The 22,512-nt window shown below is 75.4% G+C and carries 19 protein-coding genes and 2 riboswitches; of the genes, 12 read left to right on the forward strand and 7 right to left on the reverse strand.

The features are described 5' to 3' along the window. The first annotated feature begins 99 nt into the window (after nucleotides 1–99). On the forward strand, nucleotides 100–720 hold the full coding sequence (locus tag OUQ99_RS27950; RefSeq protein WP_267946747.1) for a Uma2 family endonuclease: 621 nt from the start codon (nucleotides 100–102) through the stop codon (nucleotides 718–720). Here the strand turns inward: OUQ99_RS27950 and OUQ99_RS27955 are convergent. Then, complete coding sequence (locus tag OUQ99_RS27955; protein WP_267946748.1) at nucleotides 702–1,388, reverse strand: response regulator; 687 nt, start codon at nucleotides 1,386–1,388, stop codon at nucleotides 702–704. The genes OUQ99_RS27950 and OUQ99_RS27955 overlap by 19 nt on opposite strands. Further along, complete coding sequence (locus OUQ99_RS27960; RefSeq protein WP_267946749.1) at nucleotides 1,385–3,049, reverse strand: sensor histidine kinase; 1,665 nt, start codon at nucleotides 3,047–3,049, stop codon at nucleotides 1,385–1,387. The genes OUQ99_RS27955 and OUQ99_RS27960 overlap by 4 nt, the downstream gene beginning before the upstream one ends. Before the next feature lie 210 nt (nucleotides 3,050–3,259). Here OUQ99_RS27960 and OUQ99_RS27965 point away from each other — a divergent pair, with 210 nt between their 5' ends. From OUQ99_RS27965 to OUQ99_RS27975, 3 genes are read left to right on the forward strand one after another with little or no spacing between them, the layout of a single operon-like run. Then, nucleotides 3,260–4,252, forward strand: coding sequence for a Bug family tripartite tricarboxylate transporter substrate binding protein (locus OUQ99_RS27965; RefSeq protein WP_267946750.1), 993 nt, complete (start codon nucleotides 3,260–3,262; stop codon nucleotides 4,250–4,252). Beyond that, nucleotides 4,249–4,905 (forward strand): tripartite tricarboxylate transporter TctB family protein, encoded by a 657-nt coding sequence (locus OUQ99_RS27970; RefSeq protein ID WP_267946751.1) that lies wholly within the window; start codon nucleotides 4,249–4,251, stop codon nucleotides 4,903–4,905. The genes OUQ99_RS27965 and OUQ99_RS27970 overlap by 4 nt, the downstream gene beginning before the upstream one ends. Continuing rightward, nucleotides 4,905–6,461, forward strand: a complete 1,557-nt coding sequence (locus tag OUQ99_RS27975) for a tripartite tricarboxylate transporter permease (protein ID WP_267946752.1) — start codon at nucleotides 4,905–4,907, stop codon at nucleotides 6,459–6,461. Before OUQ99_RS27970 ends, OUQ99_RS27975 begins: the two co-directional genes overlap by 1 nt. An 83-nt stretch (nucleotides 6,462–6,544) precedes the next feature. On the opposite strand, the gene OUQ99_RS27980 is transcribed toward OUQ99_RS27975, so the two are convergent. The 4 genes from OUQ99_RS27980 to OUQ99_RS27995 form a co-directional block, all read right to left on the reverse strand. After that, nucleotides 6,545–7,120, reverse strand: a complete 576-nt coding sequence (locus OUQ99_RS27980) for a TetR/AcrR family transcriptional regulator (protein WP_267946753.1) — start codon at nucleotides 7,118–7,120, stop codon at nucleotides 6,545–6,547. A gap of 129 nt (nucleotides 7,121–7,249) precedes the next feature. Next, nucleotides 7,250–8,383 (reverse strand): hypothetical protein, encoded by a 1,134-nt coding sequence (locus tag OUQ99_RS27985; protein ID WP_267946754.1) that lies wholly within the window; start codon nucleotides 8,381–8,383, stop codon nucleotides 7,250–7,252. 182 nt (nucleotides 8,384–8,565) lie between these two features. Continuing rightward, on the reverse strand, nucleotides 8,566–9,939 hold the full coding sequence (locus tag OUQ99_RS27990) for a sensor histidine kinase (RefSeq protein ID WP_267946755.1): 1,374 nt from the start codon (nucleotides 9,937–9,939) through the stop codon (nucleotides 8,566–8,568). Then, nucleotides 9,936–10,601, reverse strand: a complete 666-nt coding sequence (locus OUQ99_RS27995) for a response regulator transcription factor (RefSeq protein ID WP_267946756.1) — start codon at nucleotides 10,599–10,601, stop codon at nucleotides 9,936–9,938. Before OUQ99_RS27995 ends, OUQ99_RS27990 begins: the two co-directional genes overlap by 4 nt. A gap of 159 nt (nucleotides 10,602–10,760) precedes the next feature. Here OUQ99_RS27995 and OUQ99_RS28000 point away from each other — a divergent pair, with 159 nt between their 5' ends. From OUQ99_RS28000 to OUQ99_RS28020, 5 genes are all read left to right on the forward strand, one after another. Continuing rightward, the gene (locus OUQ99_RS28000; RefSeq protein ID WP_267946757.1) at nucleotides 10,761–11,495 is read left to right on the forward strand and encodes a PepSY domain-containing protein; all 735 of its coding nucleotides are present in this window, start codon (nucleotides 10,761–10,763) and stop codon (nucleotides 11,493–11,495) included. Nucleotides 11,496–11,721: 226 nt separating this feature from the next. Beyond that, nucleotides 11,722–11,925: riboswitch (cobalamin riboswitch) on the forward strand. Nucleotides 11,926–11,979: 54 nt separating this feature from the next. Next, on the forward strand, nucleotides 11,980–12,909 hold the full coding sequence (locus OUQ99_RS28005; protein WP_267946758.1) for a nitrite reductase: 930 nt from the start codon (nucleotides 11,980–11,982) through the stop codon (nucleotides 12,907–12,909). Continuing rightward, a complete protein-coding gene (locus OUQ99_RS28010) occupies nucleotides 12,906–13,571 on the forward strand; it encodes a precorrin-8X methylmutase (RefSeq protein WP_267946759.1) in 666 nt (221 codons plus the stop codon). The genes OUQ99_RS28005 and OUQ99_RS28010 overlap by 4 nt, the downstream gene beginning before the upstream one ends. Continuing rightward, on the forward strand, nucleotides 13,568–15,082 hold the full coding sequence (locus OUQ99_RS28015; RefSeq protein WP_267946760.1) for a precorrin-2 C(20)-methyltransferase: 1,515 nt from the start codon (nucleotides 13,568–13,570) through the stop codon (nucleotides 15,080–15,082). Before OUQ99_RS28010 ends, OUQ99_RS28015 begins: the two co-directional genes overlap by 4 nt. Continuing rightward, on the forward strand, nucleotides 15,067–15,849 hold the full coding sequence (locus OUQ99_RS28020; RefSeq protein WP_267946761.1) for a cobalt-precorrin-4/precorrin-4 C(11)-methyltransferase: 783 nt from the start codon (nucleotides 15,067–15,069) through the stop codon (nucleotides 15,847–15,849). Before OUQ99_RS28015 ends, OUQ99_RS28020 begins: the two co-directional genes overlap by 16 nt. On the opposite strand, the gene cbiE is transcribed toward OUQ99_RS28020, so the two are convergent. Continuing rightward, nucleotides 15,832–17,070 carry a precorrin-6y C5,15-methyltransferase (decarboxylating) subunit CbiE gene (cbiE, locus tag OUQ99_RS28025; RefSeq protein ID WP_267946762.1) on the reverse strand — a complete coding sequence of 413 codons (1,239 nt, stop codon included), beginning with the start codon at nucleotides 17,068–17,070 and terminating at the stop codon, nucleotides 15,832–15,834. The genes OUQ99_RS28020 and cbiE overlap by 18 nt on opposite strands. 56 nt (nucleotides 17,071–17,126) lie before the next feature. Further along, nucleotides 17,127–17,263: riboswitch (cobalamin riboswitch) on the forward strand. Between the two features lie 27 nt (nucleotides 17,264–17,290). Between cbiE and OUQ99_RS28030 the strand changes: the two genes are divergently transcribed. The 3 genes from OUQ99_RS28030 to OUQ99_RS28040 all read left to right on the forward strand — a co-directional run bounded on the left by OUQ99_RS28030 (nucleotide 17,291) and on the right by OUQ99_RS28040 (nucleotide 22,487). Next, nucleotides 17,291–19,405 (forward strand): VWA domain-containing protein, encoded by a 2,115-nt coding sequence (locus tag OUQ99_RS28030; protein WP_431061455.1) that lies wholly within the window; start codon nucleotides 17,291–17,293, stop codon nucleotides 19,403–19,405. After that, complete coding sequence (gene cobO, locus OUQ99_RS28035) at nucleotides 19,405–20,019, forward strand: cob(I)yrinic acid a,c-diamide adenosyltransferase (protein WP_267946763.1); 615 nt, start codon at nucleotides 19,405–19,407, stop codon at nucleotides 20,017–20,019. Before OUQ99_RS28030 ends, cobO begins: the two co-directional genes overlap by 1 nt. A gap of 77 nt (nucleotides 20,020–20,096) precedes the next feature. Continuing rightward, on the forward strand, nucleotides 20,097–22,487 hold the full coding sequence (locus OUQ99_RS28040; protein ID WP_267946764.1) for a cobyrinate a,c-diamide synthase: 2,391 nt from the start codon (nucleotides 20,097–20,099) through the stop codon (nucleotides 22,485–22,487). The last annotated feature ends 25 nt before the right edge of the window (nucleotides 22,488–22,512 follow it).

A 22,512-nucleotide genomic window follows, 5' to 3' on the forward strand; every position in this document is an offset into this window, starting at 1 on the left:
GGTGCGGAAGCCCCTCCTTCGTGAGAAAGCTCCGCTCTCCTTCGGACTTCTTCGGCGAAACCCGCCGGTAACAGAGCGTGGGGCCGGATACTGGCGGTTATGACTACCAGGCATCCGGACGTACCCGAACGAGGTCTGACCGTGGACGACCTGGCGCACACACCGGACGACGGGCGCCGGTACGAGCTGGTCGACGGGCGGCTTGACGTGTCACCGGCCCCCATGTCCAAGCACTTCCGGGCAGCGAACCGCCTGTCCACGCATCTCAACAATCTCTGCCGCGGCGAGTTCGAGACCGGTGAGAACCCCGGCCTCGACCTCAACGCCGAGCGAACGCACCACCGCATCCCCGACCTGGCGGTCTTCGACTACGATCCTCCGGAACAGGGGTACTTCAACGTGCCGCCGCTCCTTGCGGTGGAGATCGTCTCTCCGGAGAGCGTGCTCCGCGACGACCACACCAAACGGCACGAGTACGCCGCGTTCGGCATCCGGTCCTACTGGATCGTCAACGCGCTCGCGGACAAGGTCGGCCTGGTGGAGCTGCGCCTGGAGGACGGCGTCTACCAGGAGGCCGCCCAGGTCCACGGCGAGGACGTCTTCGAGACCGACCTCCCCTTCCCGGTCAGGCTCGTGCCGCACTGGCTCACGGCCAACGGTCCCTGGATGGAGCACATCGGCGGCGAGGCGCCCGGGGAGGGTCAGGCGACCCAGCGGTAGAGGTGCTCCGGGCGGCCCGCCGAGCCGTAGCGCATGCGCAGCTCGGCACGGCCGTCCGCGCACAGGTGCTCCAGGTAGCGGCGCGCGGTCACCCGCGACACCCCCGCCCGTTCGGCGACCTCCGAGGCCGACACCTCCTCGGGCGCGTCGCGGAGGACCCCCGCGACCAGGTCGACGGTGGCCGAGGTCAGCCCCTTGGGCAGCGACCGGGCCGCCGGGGGCCGCAGCAGCCCGAACAGCCGGTCCACGTCCTGCTGGGTGGCCTCCCCGAAGGCGTCCATCTGCCGCCGCGCCACCGCGTACCGCTCCAGCTGGTCGCGCAGCGCGCTCAGCGGGAACGGCTTGAGCAGGTAGTGCACGGCCCCGCCGTGCAGGGCCGAGCGGACCTGCGCGATGTCGCGTACCGCGGTGATCATCAGGAAGTCGGTCTGCTGGGGCGCGGCGGCGGCCGCGGACGCGCGCAGCGCGCGCATCACCGAGATCCCGGAGGCGTCGGGCAGGTGCAGGTCGAGCAGGACCAGGTCGGGCCGGTGGCCGTGGATCTGGGTGAGGGCGGCCGCGGCGGTGTGCGCGACCCCCACCACGGAGAACCCGGGCTGCGACTCCACCACCTCCTGGTGGTTGCGGGCCACGCGCACGTCGTCGTCCACGACCAGCACGCGGATCACGACGGCACCACCGCCGCTGTCCGCACGGGCAGGCAGGCGGTGAACACCGCGCCCTCGTCGGCGTCGGGCGCCTCCATCTCGACACTTCCCTCTCTGCTCTCGCACACCTGTTTCACGAGCGCGAGTCCGAGCCCGCGCGTGCCGCCGTCCCGGGACGCCTTGGTGGTGAACCCGAGCCGGAAGATCTCCTCCGCCACGTCGTCGGCCACCCCCTGGCCGGAGTCGGTCACCCGGATCTCCAGCAGGTCGTGGGGCAGGCCGCTGTCGGCGGTGTGCAGGCGCACCATCAGCTCGACCCACCCGTGGGGGGCGGACGCCACCGCGTCGAGCGCGTTGTCGACCAGGTTCCCGAGGACGAGCAGTGCGTCGGAGCGTACCTCCCTGTCGAGGGCGGGGACGCTCGTCATGGGCGAGAGCCGCAGGTCGACCCCCATCTCGGAGGCCTGCGCCGACTTGGCGATGGTGAGGGCCGCCACGGCGGGGTCGCGGACGTGCTCGGAGATGTCCGTGCTGGTGCGGGTGTGGGTGGCGGACAGGTCCGCCAGGTAGGCGCGGGCCTCGTCGTAGGCGCCGAGTTCGAGCAGGCCCGCGACGGTGTGCACCCGGTTGGCGAACTCGTGGGTCTGGGCGCGCAGCCCCCGGGTGACGGTGCGGGCTCCGTCGAGTTCCCCGGTGAGCCGGTCGAGCTCGGTGCGGTCCCGCAGGGTGACGACCGCTCCCGCGTCCTCGCCGCGCACCTGGACCGGCATGCGGTTGGCGACCAGGATGCGGTTCCCGGCCAGCAGGAGCCGGTCGTCCCCCGGGTCGTCGCCGGAGACGATGTCGCGGACCCGTTCGGACAGGCCGAGTTCGTCGAGGTGGCGCCCCTCGGCGTCGTCGGGCAGGCCGAGCATGTCGCGCGCGGGCAGGTTGGCCAGGACGAGGCGGTCGGCGCCGTCCACCGCGAGGACCCCCTCGCGGACCGCGTAGAGCAGGGCCTCCCGGCTCTCCAGGAGTGCGGTGATGTCGGCCGGTTCGAGCCCGTGGGTCTTGGTGCGGACCTGGCGCGAGAGCGCCCAGGCCCCGCCCACGCCGAGGACCAGGACCACGGCGACCATGCCGAGGATCGCCGGGACGGAGGCGCGTACCTCGGTGGCGGCGCTGGAGGTGAGTATGCCGAGGGAGACGTAGCCGACCACGTCGCCCCCGGCGTCGCCGCCGTTGACCGAGCCGCCCCCGGAGAACACGGGGACCTTGGCCCGGACGGTGCGCCCCTGGGTCCCGTTCTCCACGCCGGTCCACTCCTCGCCCCGGGCGGCCGGCCCCGGCGGGGTGGACACGGTCCGGCCTATGAGGTCCTTGTCGGGGTGGGTGTGGCGGATGCCGTCGGGGGAGGCGATGACCACGAAGTCGGCGTCGGTCGCGGCGGCGACCCGGTCGGCGAGCGGGTCGAGGACGGTGCTCGGCTCGGCGGTCTGGAGGCCGTCGACGACCTGGGGCATGACGGCGACGGAGCGGGCCACGCCGAGGACCCGTTCGGTGTACTGGCGGTCGGTGGCCCGGTCGAGGTGGACCGCCCAGAGGGTTCCGACGGCGGCCAGGGCCACCGTCAGCAGGAGCACGTAGCCGATGAACAGGGAACCTGTGAGCGAGAGGCGGCCGCGCGCGGGGAGCGTGGTCATGTGTCCTCCAGTCGCCTTCGCCGGGGTGCGGAGACCCGGCCGGGCAAACGCCCAGGTGGGCGTGTCACGAACAATACGACCAATATGCCCCCAGTTTTAACAAAGATCTGACATCGGCGTGCCCCGGGTCACACTGTGGCCTGGATCTCCTCGTCGCCGGTGCGCCGGGGAGGCCTGTGACGCCCTGGACGACCGAAGAGGAGAGCACCCATGCGCGATCGCGGCGTGCTGTTCCGCGTGGGGGGCGGGCTGTGCGCCCTCCTCCTCGTGGGGACGGCGCTGTTCGACGTGCGGCAGAGCGCGGCGTCGGGGAGCGGCCAGCAGGAGAAGCTCCTGCTCATCGCCCCCGCCGGACCCGGCGGAGGCTGGGACACGCTGGCCCGGGAGATGCAGAACGGGCTGCGCGAGGAGGACCTGCGCTTCAACGTCGAGGTACGCAACGCGGAGGGCGCGGGCGGCACGATCGGCCTCGCGCAGACCGCGGGCCGCGAGGGCCAGGCGAACGTCCTCACGATGACGGGCCTGGGCATGGTCGGCGCGGTGGAGACCACCGGTTCGCTGTACACGATGGAGGACTCGACCCCGATCGCGCAGCTGGCGTCGGAGTACCTGGCCGTCGTCGTCCCCGCCGACTCCCCGTACGAGACCCTGGACGACCTGGCCGGGGACTGGCGCGAGCGGTCGGGGACGCTGCCGGTCGCCGGCGGTTCCATGGGCGGTGTGGACCAGATCTTCGCCGCCCAGGTGGCCCGGTCCATGGACATCGCCCCCGGGGAGATCAACTACCTGCCGTACTCGGGCGGCGGCGAGGTCCTGACCTCGCTGCTGTCGGGGACGTCGGAGGTCGGCTTCGGAACGCTGGGCGACTTCAGCGACCAGGTCGACGAGGGCGGCCCGCTCCGCGCGCTCGCGGTCTCCTCCCCCGAGCGGATGGACGGGGTGGACGTGCCGACCCTCGCCGAGCAGGGCTACGACGTGGAGATGTCGAACTGGCGCGGGGTCATCGCCCCTCCCGGGCTCACCGGGGAGGAGGCCGACCGGCTGGAGGGGCTGGTCCGGGAACTGTTGGCCTCGGACGCCTGGGCGGACACCCTGGAGCGCAACCGGTGGACCGACACCTTCCAGTCGCGTGAGGAGTTCGAGGAGTTCCTCGACGCCGAGGTGGCAGTGACGCAGGAGACCGTAGAGGAGTTGGGGCTGTGACGACCGACAGCGAGCAGTCGGTCCCCGGGACCGCCGGGGACCCCGGACCGGGGACGGCGACCGTGACCGGGGAGTCCGCCGGAACCGGCGCCACCGGGGCGGACGGGGCCGCTGCGGCGCCGGGGACCCCGGAGGCCGGGGCGGAGGCCGCGGAGGCCCCGGACCCGGAAACCGCGCCGTGGAGCGGACCGACCATGTGGGTCGTCCCCGCCCTGGTCGCGGCCCTGGGCGCCGTCTGTCTGTGGGGCGCATTCACCGTCGAGGCGCCGCCCAACGTGACCCGGCCCGGACCGGCGGCCTTCCCCGGGGCGGTCGGCGGCCTCCTGCTGCTGGTCGCCGCGTGCCTGAGCGCGGTCAACCTGCGCCACCTCCGGTCGGGCGCCGGCTCCGGCGGGAACGGCCTCGCGTGGTTCGAGGGCCGCCCCGTGCTGCTCATCCTGGCCGGGCTGGTGGTGCACATCGCCGTGCTGGAGTACGTGGGCTGGCTGCTGTCGGGGGCGCTGCTGTTCTGGGTGGTGGCCTACGCGTTCGGCGCCCGCGCCCACGTGCGTGACGCCGTGGTGGCGCTGTCGATGTCCGCGGCCGTGCAGGTCGGCTTCTCGCTCGGGCTCGGGCTGAGCCTGCCCGGCGGTTTCCTGGAGTTGGTGCTCTGATGGACGCTCTTCCCCTCCTCCTCGACGGGTTGGTCTCGGCGCTGACGCCGATGAACCTCATGTGGGCCTTCCTCGGCGTGCTGCTCGGCACCGCCGTGGGCGTGCTGCCGGGCCTGGGTTCGGCGATGGCGGTGGCGCTGCTGCTGCCCGTGACGTTCCGGCTCGACCCGACGAGCGCCCTGATCCTGTTCGCGGGCGTGTACTACGGCGGCATGTTCGGCGGGGCGACCACGTCGATCCTGCTGAACACCCCCGGCCAGGCGTCGTCGATCGCCACGACCTACGAGGGCCACAAGATGGCGCTCAAGGGCCGGGCGGCGCAGGCCCTGGGAACCGCGGTCATCGGCTCGTTCGTGGCCAGCGTCATCGGCACGCTGGTGGTGGCCCTGTTCGCCCCGGTCATGGTGTCCCTGGCGCTGAACTTCGGTCCGGGCGAGTACTTCGCGCTGACCGTGTTCTCGTTCGTCGCGGTCGCCGCGGTCGTGTCGGGCTCGGTGCTGCGCGGGCTGGCCTCGCTGCTCATCGGCCTGGCCATCGGCATGGTCGGCATCGACGGCCAGAGCGGCGCCGCGCGCTTCGACTTCGGGTCGTCGGCGATGCTGGACGGGATCGACATCGTCGTCGTCACCGTGGGCCTGCTCGCCCTGGGCGAGGTGCTGTACGTGGCGGCGCGCGGCAGTTCCGGGGCGGACCTGTCCGCGATCCGCACCGGCCGCGCGTGGCTGAGCCGCCGGGACTGGGCCCGGTCGTGGAAGCCGTGGCTGCGCGGCACCGCCCTGGGCAGCACGTTCGGCCCGATCCCGGGCAGCGGCGCGGAGATCCCGACCTTCCTGTCCCTGGGCCTGGAGCGCAGGCTCGCGGCGCGCCGGGCGAAGCGCAGGGGCGTGCCGAACGAGTTCGGCCGGGGAGCGATCGAGGGCGTGGCCGGGCCGGAGGCCGCGAACAACTCCAGCGCGGCGGGCACGATGGTGCCGCTGCTGGGGCTCGGGCTGCCGACCTCGGCGACGGCCGCGATCATGCTGGCCGCCTTCCAGCAGTACGGCCTCCAGCCGGGGCCGGTGCTGTTCGAGCGCAACGCCGACCTGGTGTGGACCCTCCTGGCGAGCCTGCTGATCGGCAGCGTCCTGCTGCTGGTCATCAACCTGCCGTTCGCGCCGCTGTGGGCGAAGCTGCTGAAGCTGCCCAAGCCGTACCTGTACGCGGGCATCACGCTGTTCTCGGTGCTGGCGGTGTACGCGATCAACACGTCGGTGGTGCACCTGGTGATGCTGCTGGGGGTGACGCTGCTCGGCCTGGCCATGCGGACGTTCGGCGTCCCGGTGGCCCCCGCGCTCATCGGCGTCGTGCTCGGCCCGATCGCGGAGACCGAGTTCCGCCGCGCGCTGGCCGCCTCCTCGGGCGACCCGTCGATCCTGGTCGGCAGCGGTATCTCGATCACCCTGTACGCGCTGGTGCTGCTGGCGGCCGTGGTCCCGGTGATCGCCGGGGTGCGGCGCCGCCGTGCCGCGCGCGGGCAGGGGGCCGCCCCGGAGCGGGAGTCCGCCGACCTCGGCTGACATCCATAGGAGCTTCCCCTCCCACCGCGCCCCTCCCCCGCGGCCCCCGGCACCGACCGCCGGGGCCCCGCCGGGGAGGGGCCTCAGGCGAGCACCTTGGCGACGTACGCCTCCAGCCGCTCCTCCAGCCGCTCCGGCGGGGCCCCCTCCCCGCCGGCCAGGTGCTCCACCAGGTCGGCGCGGACGGCGGCCAGGAGCGCGTGGGCGGTGAAGTCGGCGTCGGGCGCGCCCGGGATCCCGCGCACGGCGTCCCGCAGGAGGGTGTGCCACCACGTGTAGTGCCCCGCCCGGTAGGGGCTGTTCCCGCCGCCCGTCTCCAGCGCCAGCGCCAGGTGGCGGTTGTCGAGTTTGAACCGCAGCAGCGCGGCCATGAGCGCCGGAACGCGCTCGCGCGCGGGCGTGTCGGGGCCGAGGGGCGCGGGCCCTTCGGCGACGGCCTCGCGCAGGGGGGCGATCCGTTTCTCCATGAGCGCCTGGATCAGGCCGTCGCGGTCGCCGAACCTGCGGAAGAGCGTGCCCTTGCCGACGCCCGCGGCCGTCGCGACGTCGTCCATCGACACGCCGCCGGGGCTCGTGCTCGCGGCGAAGAGCCGGTCCGCGGCGGCGAGCACCGCCTCCCTGTTGCGCTGCGCGTCGGCGCGCTCCCTGCGTGGGCTCACTTCCACTCCCCCTGCGAGACGGGCCCGCCGCTTCAAACGGACCAATGGTCCACATCCTAGGGGGCGCCGGGCTTCCGCGTCCGACGCCCCGGTGCGGACCGGGGGGCCGCGTGTCCGGGCCCTTCCGGGTCAGCCGGCGGCGCCGGTCTCCAGGGCGTGGAGGCGGGTGTAGGCGTACTCCGGCACGGGCCGCCCGGCGAGCCCCTCCCCGCCCCCGCCGGAACCGTCCTTCCCGGCCGCCGCGGTCCCGGACACGTCCCCGTTCACGGGGAGGGGCCCGGCCAGGCGGCGGTGGCCGGGCTCGTCCGGCCCGGTCAGCAGGAAGACCTGGCGCCGGCCCCCGTCCCGCCCGGTCACGAGCGAGTCCTCGACGACCTCGGCGATCCTGCGGTCCCAGGGGTCGCGGGTGCGGCGCAGCCGGATCGCGCCGCGCTCGGTCCACTCCACGTTGTCCCGGCGCAGGAGGACCCGCGGGAGGTCCGGGGCGATCATGTCGTCCACGCGGAAGGCCATGCGGTCGACCCCGGCGAAGGCCTGTCCCGCCCGTGTGACGTGGGCCCGGCAGCGTTCGTAGAGGAACAGCGCGCCGGGGGCCGAGACCACCAGCGTGTCGTCGGGCGTGGCGGGGCGCTGCGCGTAGACGTCCATGGTCCGGCTGCGGCTTCGGAGCCAGCGCCCCGCGGCCGGGTCGACGAACGCCGCCAGCTCCGCGACCTGGCGGGCCTCGAACGGGAAGTCGACGCCGAGCACCGAGTCGTGGTGGGCGATCCGGTTGCGGAACCGGCGGACCCCCTCCGCGGTGGCGGCCACCTCCGCGCGCCTCCCGGACGACCCGGGGAAGGCCCGGTGCAGGCAGGCCCGCCACAGCTCCTCGTACCCGGGCCCGAGCATCCCGGACCAGAACCCGAAGCTCATCGCGGCGACGACCTGGTCGCGCGTCTCCCGCCCCTCCTGGCGGAGGCGCTCACGGACGCGGCCGGACGCCTCGGCGACGTACTCGCCGCCGGGAACGGGGAGCAGGAACCAGGGGATGCCCCGCTCGGCCTCCCGGAAGTGGGCCCGCAGGACCCTGTCCATGCCCCCTCTGAGCAGGACCTCCAGGTGGGCGATGTCCTCGAAGGCCGCCGCGGACACGCGCGCGCCCCACTCGTACAGGGCGAGGGCGCGGCCGCGGTCTCCCCCGGCCAGCGCCAGGTAGGGCGCGAGGCGCGGGGCGGGGACCAGGCTCAGGACCGCGTCGGTGTCTGCTTCGACGGAGGACATCGCCCGATGCTACTGTCCTGGGGAACGCCCCAGTGCCGCCTCTGCTGACATGCGCCTGGGGCTTTTCCCTTCCCTCCCGCCGCCCCGGTCCGGCATGCCTTCGCACGGGCCCGTCCCCGCGCGTCCCGGCGCTTCCCGCACGCACTGCGCTCCCCGGGCCGCCGCGGCGTGCCGGCCGACGGTCAGGCCGTGGCCCTGGGCAGGGTGATCGCGACGCCGGTGCCCGAGGGCCCGCTGTCGATCCCCACCCGGCCGCCCTGGGCCTGGACCAGGGAGCTGACGACCGCCAGCCCGAGGCCGGAGATGCGGCCGGCGCCCTCGTCCCGCGAGGTCACGAAGGGCTCGAACACGTGGGGCAGCAGCGCGGGGTCGATGCCCGGGCCGTCGTCGGACACCGTGAGGACGAGGGAGTCGCCCTCGCCGCGGGCGGCCACGGTGGCGCGGGTGCCCTCCGGGTTGTGGTCGACGGCGTTCGCGACCAGGTTGGCCAGGCACTGCTCCAGGCGTGACTGGTCCCCGAGCAGGACGTCCGGCGGCGGCTCCTCCAGGGTGACCGCGCCGGCGTAGGGCAGGGAGTCCAGCCGGGCGCGCACGGCGTGGAACAGGTCGGGCAGGAACACCGCCTCCACCCGGACGTCGATCTCGTCGCCTCCCCGGGCGACCGCCATGAGGTCCTCCAGGACCCGGCGCAGGCGGTCGAGTTCGGCGCGCACGACGGCCGCGTCGGCCGTGCCCAGCAGTTCCAGGTGCCCCTCCGCGACGGCGAGGGGGGTGCGCACCTCGTGCGAGATCGCGGCCAGGTAGCGGCGCCGGTTGGTGTCGGCCTGCTCGATGCGCACGAGCATCTGGTTGATCTCGGTGGCCAGTTCGGCGATCTCGTCGCGGGTCGCGGGCACCGGTACGCGGGTGTCCAGGTCGGAGGGGGAGATGGCCTTGGCCGCCTCGGAGACCTCCCGCACGGGCGACAGGGTGCGCCGCACCACCAGCCACAGCGCGATGCCGCCGCCGACGACGCCGATCCCGCCGGCGAGGGCGGAGAGCAGCAGGACCGTGGCCGCCGTGTCGCGGGTGGAGTCGAGGGGGGCGACGACGGTGACGACGGCGAGGGGGACCCCGGCCCCGTCGGCGACCTCGGTGTCGAGCACCCGGACCGGGCCGGCGTCGGTGTCGAGGGTGCGGATCGTCCCCGGCTCGGGTGCGGGGGCGTCGCCGCCGCGCATCAGCCCGGCGACGCGGGTGGGGCCTCCCGTGCTCTGCAGGCGCGCCCCGTTGGCGGTCACCAGCGTCACGTGGCGGGCTCCGCTGGGGCGCACGGCGAGCGCCTGACGTGCGGCGCGCTCCGCCTCGGGCCCCGAGACCACCCCGTCGAGCCCCGCGGCGGCGGGGACCTGGTCGGCGAGGGCGTCGCCGACCAGCGCCGACTCCTCCCGGAGCAGGCGGTCGATGTCGGTCAGGCCCGAGACGCGCACGAGTTCGTAGGTGAGCAGGGCGACCCCGCCGATGACGAGGGCCATGACGAGCAGCGACCGCAGGACGACGCGGCCGGTGAGGCTCACCGGGTACCCCCGGCGAGGCGGTAGCCCGCGCCGCGGACGGTCTGGATGCGGTCGGCGCCGAGCTTGCGGCGCAGCTGGCTGACGTAGACCTCGACCACGTTGGAGGCGCCGTCGAAGTCGTAGCCCCAGACGCGGTCGAGCAGCTGGGGCTGGGAGAACACCTGTGAGGGGTTGCGGATGAGGACCTCCAGGACGCCGAACTCGCGGGTCGACAGGTTGACGGTCCGGCCGTCGACGGAGGCGGTACGGGCCCCGAGGTCGAGCACGACGCCGCCGGCCGCCAGCACGTCGCCGCGCTCCTGTCCGCCCGTGCGCAGGCGAGCCCGGACCCGGGCCAGGAGCTCGCTCACGCTGAAGGGCTTGACCATGTAGTCGTCGGCCCCGGCGTCGAGGTTGGCCACCCGATCGCTGACCGCGTCCTTGGCGGTGAGCACGATCACGGGGACCGAGGGGCGGCGCTGCCGCAGGCGGCGCAGCACCTCCTCCCCCGGGATGCCGGGCAGTCCCAGGTCCAGGACGACCAGGTCGACGTCGGGGGACAGGGCCATCGTCAGCCCGTCGATCCCGTCCGCGGCCGAGAGCACCTGGTACCCGGCCGTCTCCAGGCCCCGCCGCACGAAGGAGACGATGCCCTCCTCGTCCTCCACCACCAGAATCGCCAACGCCGTGTCCTCTCCGCCCGTGGTCCCCCTACCTTGGCAGGAACCGCTGAACCGTTCCTGAGAGCCACATGAAGACGTTCTTCAGGTGGCTTTCAGGACTCCATCATCTTGCCGCCGCATGCTTGGGGCAGTAGAAACCTTCGAGCAAAGGAAACGCCGATGCAGCGCAACACCGTCATCCTCCTCTCCTCCGCCGCCGCGGCCGGGCTGCTGGCCGTCGGCACGATCGGCTACCTCGTGGTGGACGACCCCGAGCAGCAGGTCGACTCGATCGAGCTCACCGGCGTGACCTCCGGTTCGGCCCCCTCGGCGAGCGGGGCGGACGCGTCGGAGCAGAACCCCCCCTCGACCCAGTCGGTGGACGGCCTGGAGCAGCTCGTGGGCGAGCTGCGCGCCGACGGTGACGACGACGGCGACGGCGACGACACCGACGACTGGACGGTGTCCGGTGTCGAGGTCGACTTCGGCCCCGAGGAGTGGCTGCTGACCGACCCCGAGTTGGAGGACTTCGACGGCAACGGCACCGTCCAGCCGCTCCTGGACGAGCTGCGCGGCCTGGAGGGCACCGAGGTGACGCTGGGCGTGCGCTACGAGGCCGACGACGACCGCGACGACGCCGACGTGTACACCATCAACGGGCTGGCCTTCCGGGACACCGACGACGGCCCGGCCCCGTGGCAGAACACCGGCGGGCAGACCGAGGCCGACCGCGACACGGTGTCCGCGAACGCCGCCGAGGCGGTCGGCGAGGGCGCCCGCACCGTCGAGGTCGAGCGCCAGGACGAGGACGGCTGGGACGGCTGGGACGCCGAGGTGCTCGACGCCGGCGGCCAGGAGTACGAGGTGATCCTCGACGCGGCCGGCGAGGTCGTCGACGTGCGCGCCGAGGACTGACCTGCGAGGACCCCGTGCGGCCGTCCCGCGGCCCGTCCCCGCGTCCGCGCGGTCGGGGCCCCGCCCTCCTCGGAGGGCGGGGCCCCTTCATGTCGTCCGGTCATCCGGTCTGCGGGCCCGGGGACGGGGCCGGTCGCCCGGTCCGCCCCGGCCGGACCGCCCGGGGCCGCCGCCGGAGGCCGGCACGGCAAGGCGACGTCCCCCGGAGCAGGCAGGAGGGGGTCGGGGTACCCTCGTCGGGCCAGTCGAACTCCACTTGGTGGGGTCAGGGAACCCGGTGGGAATCCGGGACTGACGCGCAGCGGTGAGGATGACGGGCGGGCACGTCCGGGGAGCACTCCCCGGGACAGCCACTGGAGCACGGCTCCGGGAAGGCGCTCCGCACCGGTCGAATCCGAGTCCGAAGACCTGCTGGCACCGGCGGCCACGGTCCGCCGAGTCATCCGCGGGCTCCGCGAACGAGCCCCTGACCCGAAGGACGCGCATGTCCCCGACCGGTTCTCCCCCCTCCACGCGCCGTACGCGCCGCGACCGCTGCCCCGGCGTGCTGAGACCCTGGCCCGCCGAGGACGGCCTGCTGGTCAGGCTCCGGCTCATCGGCGGCCGTGTCGGCGCCTCCTCGCTGCGCGCCCTCGCCGCGGTGGCCGACCGGTACGGCTCCGGCCGTGTCCACGTCACCGGCCGCGCGAACCTGCAACTGCGCGCGCTGCCGGGAAACGCGGGGCGGTTGGGGCCCGAGGTGGTCCGGGCCCTGGCGGAGACCGGCCTGCTGCCCTCCGTCAGCCACGAACTCGTCCGCAACGTGATGGTCTCCCCGGGCACGGGCGCGGCGGGCCCCGCCGGGACCGGACCGGGCGGAGGCCGGGCCGACCTGCGACCCGTCGCCTCGGACCTGGACACGATGCTGTGCTCCGTCCCGCGCCGCGCCGACCTGCCCGGCCGTTTCCTGTTCGTCCTGGACGACGGGCGCGGCGACCTGATCGGCCACCCGTGCGACCTGGGGCTCGTCGCCCTGGACGAGGGCGTCGCCCAGCTGAGGATCGGCGAGAGCTGGGGCCCGCTGGTGCCGGTCGACGAGGCGCCCGCCGCGCTCCTGCGCCTGGCGGACGCGTTCCTGGACCGTCGCGGGGAGGGGCCCACGGCGGCGTGGCACGTCGCCGAGCTCCCGGCGCCGCTGGCCGGGCCGGTGGAACCGGACCGGCGGCTCCCGCCTCCCGCCCCGCCGCTGCCGTACGGCCCGCTGCCCGGGGGCGCACGGCATGTGCGTGTGCCCGACGAGGGCCTGGACCGTCCGGCCGCCGAGGCCCTCGCCGAGGAGGCGCTCGCCGCCGGGTCCGGCGAACTCGTCGTCACACCCTGGCGCGGCGTCCTGGTGCCGGGAGAGTCCGTTTCCAGCCCCGGGGAGGCACGGTGACCGTCCCACGCCGGCCGGGCCGGCACTACGACTACATCGACGACGGGCCCGCGATCTACACGGACTCCTTCGCCGTCATCAGGAAGGAGGCCGAGCTCGGGCACCTGCCCGCCGACGCGGAGCGGCTCGCCGTGCGGATGATCCACGGCACCGGCCAGGTCGACCTCGCCGGGGACCTGGTGGTCCACCCCGGCCTGGTGTCCGCGGCGCGCTCCGCCCTGCGTGCCGGGGCGCCGATCCTGTGCGACGCGCGCATGGTGGCCAGCGGTGTGACCGCGAGCCGCCTTCCGTGTGACAACGAGGTGCTCTGCTTCCTGGGCGACGGACGCGTCCCCGGCCTCGCCGCCGAGTGGGGGACCACGCGCAGCGCCGCCGCGGTCTCCCTGTGGGAACCGTTCCTGGAGGGCGCCGTGGTCGCCGTGGGCAACGCGCCCACCGCCCTCTTCCACCTGTTGGAGATGCTGGCCGACGGAGCGCCGCGCCCGGCCGCGATCGTCGGCTGCCCCGTCGGTTTCGTGGGGGCCGCCGAGTCCAAGCAGGCGCTGACGGAGTTCGGCGACCGGTTCGGCGCCGACATCCCCTACGTGACCGCCCGCGGCCGCCGCGGAGGCTCCGCGATGACCTGTTCCGCTCTCAACGCACTCGCCAAGGAGGAGGAGTGACCGGACGTTTCCACGGGGTGGGCGTCGGCCCCGGCGACCCCGAGCTGATCACCCTCAAGGCCGCACGGCTCATCGCCGCGGCCGACGTCGTCGCCTACCACGCCGGGGTCGGCAAGGCGTCCAACGCCCGCCGCATCGCCGCGTCGCTGATCCCCGGGTCGGCGGTCGAGGAACAGCTCACCTACCCGGTCACCACCGGCGCGACCGACCACCCGGGCGGGTACACGGGGGTGCTGGCCGACTTCTACGAGGAGTCCGCCGCCCGGCTGGCCGCGCACCTGGACGCCGGCCGCGACGTCGTGCTCCTCTCCGAGGGCGACCCGCTGTTCTACGGCTCGTACATGTACATGCACGACCGGCTGGCCGAGCGGTACGAGACGGAGATCGTGCCCGGGGTCCCGGCGTTCGCCGCGGCCACGGCGGTGGCGGCGGCCCCCCTGGCCCGGCAGACCGACGTGCTCACCGTGCTGCCCGGAACCCTCCCCGAGCCGGAGCTGGCCCGCCGGCTGGCCGACACCGACGCCGCGGTGGTCATGAAGCTGGGCCGGACCTTCCCCGCCGTGCGCCGGGCGCTGGAGTCCGCGGGGCGGCTGGAGCACGCCGTGTACGTGGAGCGCGCCTCCATGGACGGGGAGCGGCGGCTGCCCGTGGCCGAGGTCGATCCGGCGACGGTGCCCTACTTCTCCCTGGTCCTGGTCACCGGGGACAGCCGCAACGGCAGGAGGTCGCGCGACCGGCCCCTGCCGGAACCCTCGGCCGTGGAGCCCGCCGGCCCTGCCGCCGAGCTGCTGGTCGTCGGCCTGGGGCCCGGTCCCGGCCGCTGGCTCACCCCCGAGGCCTCCGCGGCGCTGGCCGGGGTGGACCACGTGGTGGGTTACGGCCCCTACGTCGACCGCGTCCCGCAGCGGGCCGGCCTGACCCGGCACGCCTCCGGCAACACCGTCGAAATCGACCGCGCCCGCCTCGCCCTCGGGCTCGCCCGCGACGGTGAGAGCGTGGCGGTGGTCTCGGGCGGGGACGCCGGTGTGTTCGGCATGGCCACCGCCGTGTTCGAGGCGGCCGAGGACCCCGCCTACCGGGACGTCCCGGTCCGGGTGCTGCCGGGCGTCAGCGCCGTGCAGGCGGTCGCCGCCCGGGCGGGCGCCCCCGTCGGCGGTGACTTCGCGGTGATGAGCCTGTCGGACCGGCTCAAGCCCTGGGAGGTGATCGAACGGCGCCTGCGCGCCGTCGCCGAGGCCGACCTGGCGCTGGCGATCTACAACCCGGCCTCGCGCTCGCGGACCGGGCAGGTCGCCGCCGCCCGCGAGGTCCTGCTGGAGCACCGCAAGCCCGACACCGTGGTCGTCGTCGGACGGAGCGTCGGCAGGGAGGGCGAGTCCCTGGCGGTGACCACGCTCGGGGAGCTCGACCCCGCCGGAGTCGACATGCGCTGCCTGCTCATCGTCGGCGCCTCCGGCACCCGCGTCTCCGGGGCGGGCCGGGTCTGGACGCCGAGGTGGGTGCAGCCGTGACCGTGCACTTCGTGGGGGCGGGGCCCGGAGCCGCCGACCTGCTCACCGTCCGCGCCACGCGCATGCTCAACGCGGCCGACGTCGTCCTCTACCCCGGCACGTACCTGGACCCCGGGGTCCTCTCCCACTGCGCCCCCGGCGCGGAACTGGTCGACACCCAGGGTCTGGACCTGGACCGCATCACCGAACGCCTGGTCGCCGCGCACGCCGCGGACCGGGACGTCGTACGGCTGACCTCCGGGGACCCCTCGCTGTACTCGGCGCTGGCCGAGCAGACCCGGAGGCTCGACGCGCACGGGGTCCCGTGGGACGTCACGCCGGGGGTGCCCGCCTACGCGGCCGCCTCGGCGCTGGTGGGCCGAGAGCTGACCGTGCCGCTGGTGGCCCAGTCGGTGGTGCTGACCCGGACCGGCGCCCGGTCGACGGCGATGCCGGAGACCGAGGCGCTGGGCGCGTTCGCGGCGACGCGGGCCACGCTGGTGCTGCACCTGGCGATCCGGCGGGTGCGGGAGCTCATGGCCGAGATCGTCCCCGCCTACGGCGCGGACTGTCCCGCGGTGGTCGTGTACCGGGCCAGCCAGCCGGAGGAGGCGGTGCTGCGCGGGACGGTCTCCACCGTCGCCGGCCTGGTGGAGGAGGCGGGGCTCCGGCAGGCGGCGGTGATCCTGGTCGGGTGGGCGCTCGACCCCGAGGGGGGCGGTGAGTCCTACCTGTACGACCCCGCGCGGCCCAGGGGCGCCGCCCCCTCGTCAGGCGCTTCCGGGTGACGTGGCCAGGCTCCACTGGGTGACGGTGCGGGCGGGGGACCATCCGGTGAACGCGCCGATGGGCGCGGCGGTCTCCACGGCGGTGCGGGTCAGCTCCCCGCCGTGGCGCCGGTAGGCGTCCGCGAGCAGCCGCTCGGTCTCCAGTGTCACCCCGTGCACCACGAGTCGGCCGCCCGGTATCAGCGCCTCCAGGCAGGCGTCGAGCACGCCGGGCCGGGTCGCGCCGCCGCCGACGAACACCGCGTCGGGCGGGGCCAGCCCCTCCAGCGCGTCCGGCGCACGGCCGGCGACCACGCGCAGGCCCGGGACGCCGAGCCTGTCGGCGTTGCGGCCGATCCGCTCGGCGCGCCCGGCGTCGGCCTCCACCGCCGTGGCCGTGCACGAGGGGTGGGCGCGCATCCACTCGATGCCGACCGAGCCCGCGCCCGCGCCCACGTCCCACAGGTGCTGCCCCGGGGAGGGCGCCAGCCGGGCCAGCGCCGAGGCGCGCAGGTCCCGCTTGGTGAGCTGGCCGTCGTGCTCGAACGCGTCGTCGGGCAGCCCGGCGACCAGTCCGAGGCCCGTCGGCCCGGAGAGCTCCAGCGCCAGTACGTGCAGCCGGGGCACCTCCTCCGGAGGGGAGCCGAGCCAGTCGCGGGCCTTGCTCGCCGACCGCGACTCCCCGGCCGCCCCCAGGTCGCCGAGGACGGTCATCCGGCTGCCGCCGTAGCCCGCTCCGACCAGCAGGGCGGCGACCGTCCCGGGGGTGGCGGCGTCCGAGGAGAGCACCAGGACGCGGCGTCCCGGGGCCAGGTCGCGCATCAGCAGGTGCGGGTCTCGCCCCACCAGGGACAGCACCGTGCTCCCCTCCGCCGGCCACCCCATCCGGGCGCGGGCCAGGGCGACCGAGGAGACGGCCGGTTCCACGCGCACCGCGTCCGCTCCGAGCAGGTCGATCAGCGTGCTGCCGATGCCCGAGACCAGGGGGTCGCCGGAGGCCAGTGCGACGACGGCGCGGCCCTCCAGGGAGGCGAGCAGGTCCGGCAGGCCCTCGCGCAGCGGGGAGGGCCAGGCCCGGCGCCGCTGGCCCGGCGCCCGCGGCAGCATGGCGAGGTGCCTGGGCCCGCCCAGCACCGTGTCGGCCGCCAGGACCAGCCCGCGCAGCCTCTCGGGCACGCCCGGCCAGCCGTCGGCGCCGATGCCGACGACGGTGATTCGGGGAGGGGACATCTCGACCTTCATGGGCAGGACGCTATCGTGGCGGCCGAAGGTGCGAGGTGCCCCGGCTGCCCAGCCATCGGAAACGGTGGGGACGGCGTCCGGGGAGAATCTGGGAAGCCCGGTGAGAATCCGGCACAGGCCCGCTGCGGTGAGCCGAGCCTCCGTACAGGAGGACTCGGTGAGTCCGAAGACCGGCCCCGCACCCGCCCATGACCGATGGCGAAACGAGCGGGAGCCTCACATGCCATTGCGGACGTCCCACTATCCCTTCTCGGCGATCGTCGGCTGCGACGCCGAACCGCTCGACGACCTGGGCCTGGCCCTCGTCCTGGCCAGCGTCTCCCCCGAGATCGGCGGCGTCCTGGTCCGCGGCCAGAAGGGCACCGCCAAGTCCACCGCGGTGCGGGCCCTGGCCCCCCTCCTGCCCCCGGTCGAGGTCTACCGGGGCGACCGCTTCTCCGTCGACCCCGCCGACCCCGCGCAGGAGTCGCCGGACGGTCCCTTCCCTCCCGGCACGGCCGTGGAGCGCCGCCCGGTGCGCCTGGTCGAACTGCCGGTGGGCGCCACCGAGGACCGCGTCCTGGGCTCGCTGCACCTGGAACAGGCGCTCACGCACGGCCGGGTCGCCTACGAACCCGGGCTGCTGGCGCGCGGCCACCGCGGCCTCCTCTACGTGGACGAGGTCAACCTGCTCCACGACCACCTGGTCGACCTCCTCCTGGACGCCGCCGCGACCGGCCGGGTGACCGTGGAGCGCGACGGGTTCTCCGTGGAGCACGCCGCGCGCTTCCTGCTCATCGGGACGATGAACCCCGAGGAGGGCGAGCTGCGCCCGCAGCTCCTGGACCGGTTCGGGCTGACCGTCGAGGTCGCCGCACCCTCCGACCCCGCCGCACGCGTGGAGGTGGTCCGCAGGCGCATGGCCTACGACGCCGACGCCGCCGCCTTCTCCGAACGCTACGACCGGGCCGAGAAGGCCCTCGCCGAGCGCATCGCGGCGGCCCGGGAGACGGCCCGGCGCGCCCGGCTGTCCGACGCCGCGCTGCTGAAGATCGCGCAGGTGTGCGCGGCGTTCGAGGTCGACGGCCTGCGCGCCGACATCGTGACCGCGCGCACGGCCCTGGCGCACGCCGCCTGGGAGGGCCGGACCTCGGTCTCCCTGGCCGACATCCGCCGCGCGGCCCTGCTGGCCCTGCCGCACCGGCGCCGGCGCAACCCCTTCGACGCGCCGGGCCTCGACGAGGAGCTCCTCGACCGCGTCCTGGGGGACGAGGAGCCGCCGCCGGACGGCCCCGAGCCGCCGGGCGGCTCCGAAGGCCCCACCGGCTCCGACGACCCCGCTTCCCCCGCCGATGACGGCGGGGACGGCGGGGACGACGCCCCCGAGGACGCGGACGGGGCCCCCTCCCGGCCCCCGGAGGCCGGCGCCGGCGAACCGGACCGGTCCTCCGTCCCGCCCCGTGGGCCGGAGAACGCCCGGGAGGCGGAAGCCCCCCGGGACCGCGGGGACGCCGAGCGGGACGGGGCCGGGCCCGAGCCCACGGCCGGCACCACGGTCGGGGCGGGCGCCCCCTACCGCCCCCGGACGTTCACCGCGCGGGGCACGGGGACCGGCGCCGACGGCCGGCGCAGCCGCGCCCTCGGCTCCCGGGGCCGCCGGATCGGGGCCGCACCGCCCGGCGGGGGTTCCGGCGGCCCGCTCCACCTGGTCGAGACCGTCAGGGCGGCGGCCTCCCGCCCGCACGGCGGCGGCCGGATCGGCCTGCTCCCCGGCGACCTGCGCGTCGCGGTGCGCGAGGGCCAGGAGAGCAACCTGGTGCTGTTCTGCGTCGACGCCTCCGGCTCCATGGCGGCGCGCAAGCGCATGGGCGAGGTCAAGACCGCAATCCTGTCCCTGCTGTTGGACGCCTACCGGCGCCGCGACAAGGTCGGGCTCGTGACCTTCCGGGGGACGGCGGCCGACCTGGTGCTGCCCCCGACCCGTTCGGTGGACACCGCCGCCGCCCGCCTGGACGCACTGCCCGCCGGGGGGCGCACCCCGCTCGCCGAGGGCCTGCTGGAGGCCGCCCGGGTCCTGCGGCGCGAGCGCCTGCGCGACCCGAGGCAGCGCCCCCTGCTCGTCCTGGTGACCGACGGCCGGGCCACCGGCGGACGGGGTGCGGTCGGCCGGTCGCTGCAGGCCGCCGACCACGTCGCCGGCCTGGGCGTGGCCACCGTCGTCGTGGACGGCGAGTCCGGCCCGCTGCGCCTGGGCCTGGCCGCCGCCCTCGCCGCCCGCATGGGCGCCGAACACCTGCCCGTCGACGAGGTCAGCGCCGACGCCTTGGGAAACGCCGTGAGAGAGAGGGCCGCCTGATGCCCCAGGGCAGACCGTCCGTCGTCCCCGACGACGGGCTCACCACCCGGCAGCGCCGCAACCAGCCCGTGCTCGCCGTCCACACCGGGGACGGCAAGGGCAAGTCGACCGCCGCGTTCGGGCTCGCGCTGCGCGGCTGGAACCAGGGCTGGCGGATCGGGGTGTTCCAGTTCGTGAAGTCGGCGAAGTGGCGCATCGGCGAGCAGACCGTGCTCGAACGCCTGGGGAGGCTGCACGAGGAGACCGGCGAGGGCGGCCCCGTGGAGTGGCACAAGATGGGCTCGGGCTGGTCCTGGAGCCGCCGCCGGGGCAGCGACGAGGACCACGCGGCGGACGCGGCCGAGGGATGGGCGGAGATCAAGCGCAGGCTCGCCGAGCAGACGCACGACCTGCTCATCCTCGACGAGTTCACCTACCCGATCCACTGGGGCTGGGTCGACGTCGAGGACGTCGTGACCGCCCTGCGCGACCGTCCGGGCCGCCAGCACGTGATCGTCACGGGCCGCCGCGCCGCCCCCGAGCTCCTGGAGGCGGCGGACCTGGTCACCGAGATGACCAAGGTCAAGCACCCGATGGACGCGGGCCGCAAGGGCCAGCGGGGGATCGAGTGGTGAGGACCCCGTCGGCCCCGGGGCCGACGGGGCCGTCCCGTTCGGCGCCCCCGGCACGGCCGGCGGCCCTGCCGAGGCTGATGGTCGCCGCTCCCATGACCGGGCAGGGCAAGACCACGGTCGCCGCCGGGCTGATGGCCGCGCTCCGCGACGCCGGGCTCGCCGTCAGCGGCCACAAGGTCGGCCCGGACTACATCGACCCCGGGTACCACGCCCTGGCCACCGGCCGCCCCGGCCGCAACCTCGACCCCCACCTGGTCGGGGAGGAGCGGGTGGCGCCGCTGCTCCTGCACGGGGCCCGGGGCGCGGACGCGGCCGTCGTCGAAGGGGTGATGGGGCTGCACGACGGGCGGATCGGCACCGACGGCTTCGCCTCCTCCGCGCACGTCGCGGCCCTGACCCGCACGCCCGTTGTCCTGGTCGTGGACGTGTCCCGCATGTCCCGGTCGGTGGGTGCTCTGGTGGCGGGCATGGCCGCCTACGACCCGGCGGTCGAGGTCGTCGGCGTGCTCCTCAACAAGGCCGGTTCTGCGCGCAACGTCGCCGAGATCACCCGCTCGGTCGGCCTGCCGGTCCTCGGCGTGGTCCCCCGCGACGAGCGGATCGCCAGTCCGTCCCGCCACCTCGGGCTCGTCCCGGCTTCGGAGCGGGAGGACTCGGCGCGGGTGGTCGAGCGGCTCGGCGAGCACATCGCGGGCCATGTCGACCTGGAGGCGCTGCTGGATGCGGCCCGCTCCGCGCCCGCGCTGGACGCCCGCCCGTGGGACCCGGCCGCGGAGGTGGCGGCCCCGGGCGCGGGCCCGCGTCCGGTGGTCGCCGTGGCCGGGGGCCGGACCTTCACCTTCCGCTACACCGAGACCGAGGAGCTGCTCACCGCCGCCGGGTGCGAGGTCGTCGCGTTCGACCCCCTGGAGGACGCCGGCCTGCCGGCCGGTACCCGGGGCCTCTACCTGGGCGGCGGCTTCCCGGAGGTGTACGCGGGCGGGCTCGCCGCGAACCGGGGCCTGCTGGCCGAGCTGCGCGAGGCGGTCCGCGGCGGGGTCCCGACGGTCGCCGAGTGCGCCGGCCTGCTCTACCTCGCCGGCGCGCTCGACGGCCACGTCATGGCGGGTGCCGTCCCGGCCGTCGCCCGCATGACGGAGCGGCTCACCCTGCGCTACCCCGAGGCGGTCTCGCCGGGGGACACGCTGCTGACCCGGGCCGGGGAGCGGGTCACCGGCCACGAGTTCCACCGCACGGCGCTCACACCCGGGCACGGGGGCCACCCGGCCTGGGTGGTCGACGGCGCGCCGGAGGGCTTCGCCTCCCCGACCCTGCACGCCTCCTACCTGCACGTGCACTGGGCCGGGCACCCGCAGCTCGCCGCGAGGTTCGCCGAGGCCGTGCACAGAGCACCGGCTCCGGTTCCGGCACCCGCCGTGCCCTCCCCCGCCGCCCGGACGGCGGCCGTCCCCGGCGCCGGACCGGTGGCCGACCCGCTGCGCCACCACGGCGACGTGGAGGCGCGCGGCGGCATGCTCGACTTCGCGGTCAACGTCTATCCGGGGGAACGGCCCGCCTGGCTCGACCGGGCCCTGCGCGAGAGCCTGGACCACGCGGACGTCTACCCCGACCCCGCGCCCGCGCGCGAGGCCGTCGCGCGCCGGCACGCGCGGCGGCCCGCCGAGGTCCTGCCGACGGCGGGCGCGGCAGAGGCGTTCACCCTGGTCGCCCGCTTGCGGCCGTGGCGTCGGCCCGTCGTCGTGCACCCCCAGTTCACCGAGCCGCACGCCGCCCTGGAGCAGGCCGGGCACACCGTCACCGCCGTGCTGTGCCCGGAGAGCCGGGGTTTCACCCTCGATCCCGCCGCCGTCCCCGAGGACGCGGACCTGGTGGTGATCGGCAACCCCACCAACCCCACCGGTGTCCTGCACCCGGCCGAGGCACTGCGCGGGCTGTGCCGGCCCGGCCGGCTGGTCGTGGTGGACGAGGCGTTCATGGACGCCCTGCCCGGGGAACCGGAGTCCTTGGCCGGTGAGCGGATCGGGGGCCTGGTGGTGCTGCGCAGTCTCACCAAGCACTGGTCGGTCCCGGGTATCCGCGCCGGGTACGCGGTCGGCGACGAGGCCGTCGTACGCGGTCTGGCCCGGGTGCAGACGCCCTGGTCGGTGTCCGCGCCCGCCGTCGCCGCCACCGTCGCCTGCACGAGCGAGGAGGCGGGCGCGGAGGCGGAGCGCCGCGCGGAGGAGTTCGGTGACTGGCGCGCCGTCCTGGAGGCGGGGCTGCGCGGAGCGGGGATCGGGTTCGTGCCCTCCCGGGCGCCTTTCGTACTGGTGAAGGCGGGCGAGGGGGTCCACGCACGGCTGCGTGGGCGGGGCGTCGCCGTACGCCGGGCCGACACCTTCCCGGGTCTGGACGCCGCCTGGGTGCGCGTGGCCGTGCGCCCGCCCGAGACCACACGGAAGCTGCTCGCCGCCCTGGCGCGGGTGTAGCGGGGAGATCGCCCGGGCGGCCCCG

It is taken from the genome of Streptomonospora nanhaiensis (assembly GCF_026642255.1).
Lineage (GTDB): Bacteria > Actinomycetota > Actinomycetes > Streptosporangiales > Streptosporangiaceae > Nocardiopsis > Nocardiopsis tropica.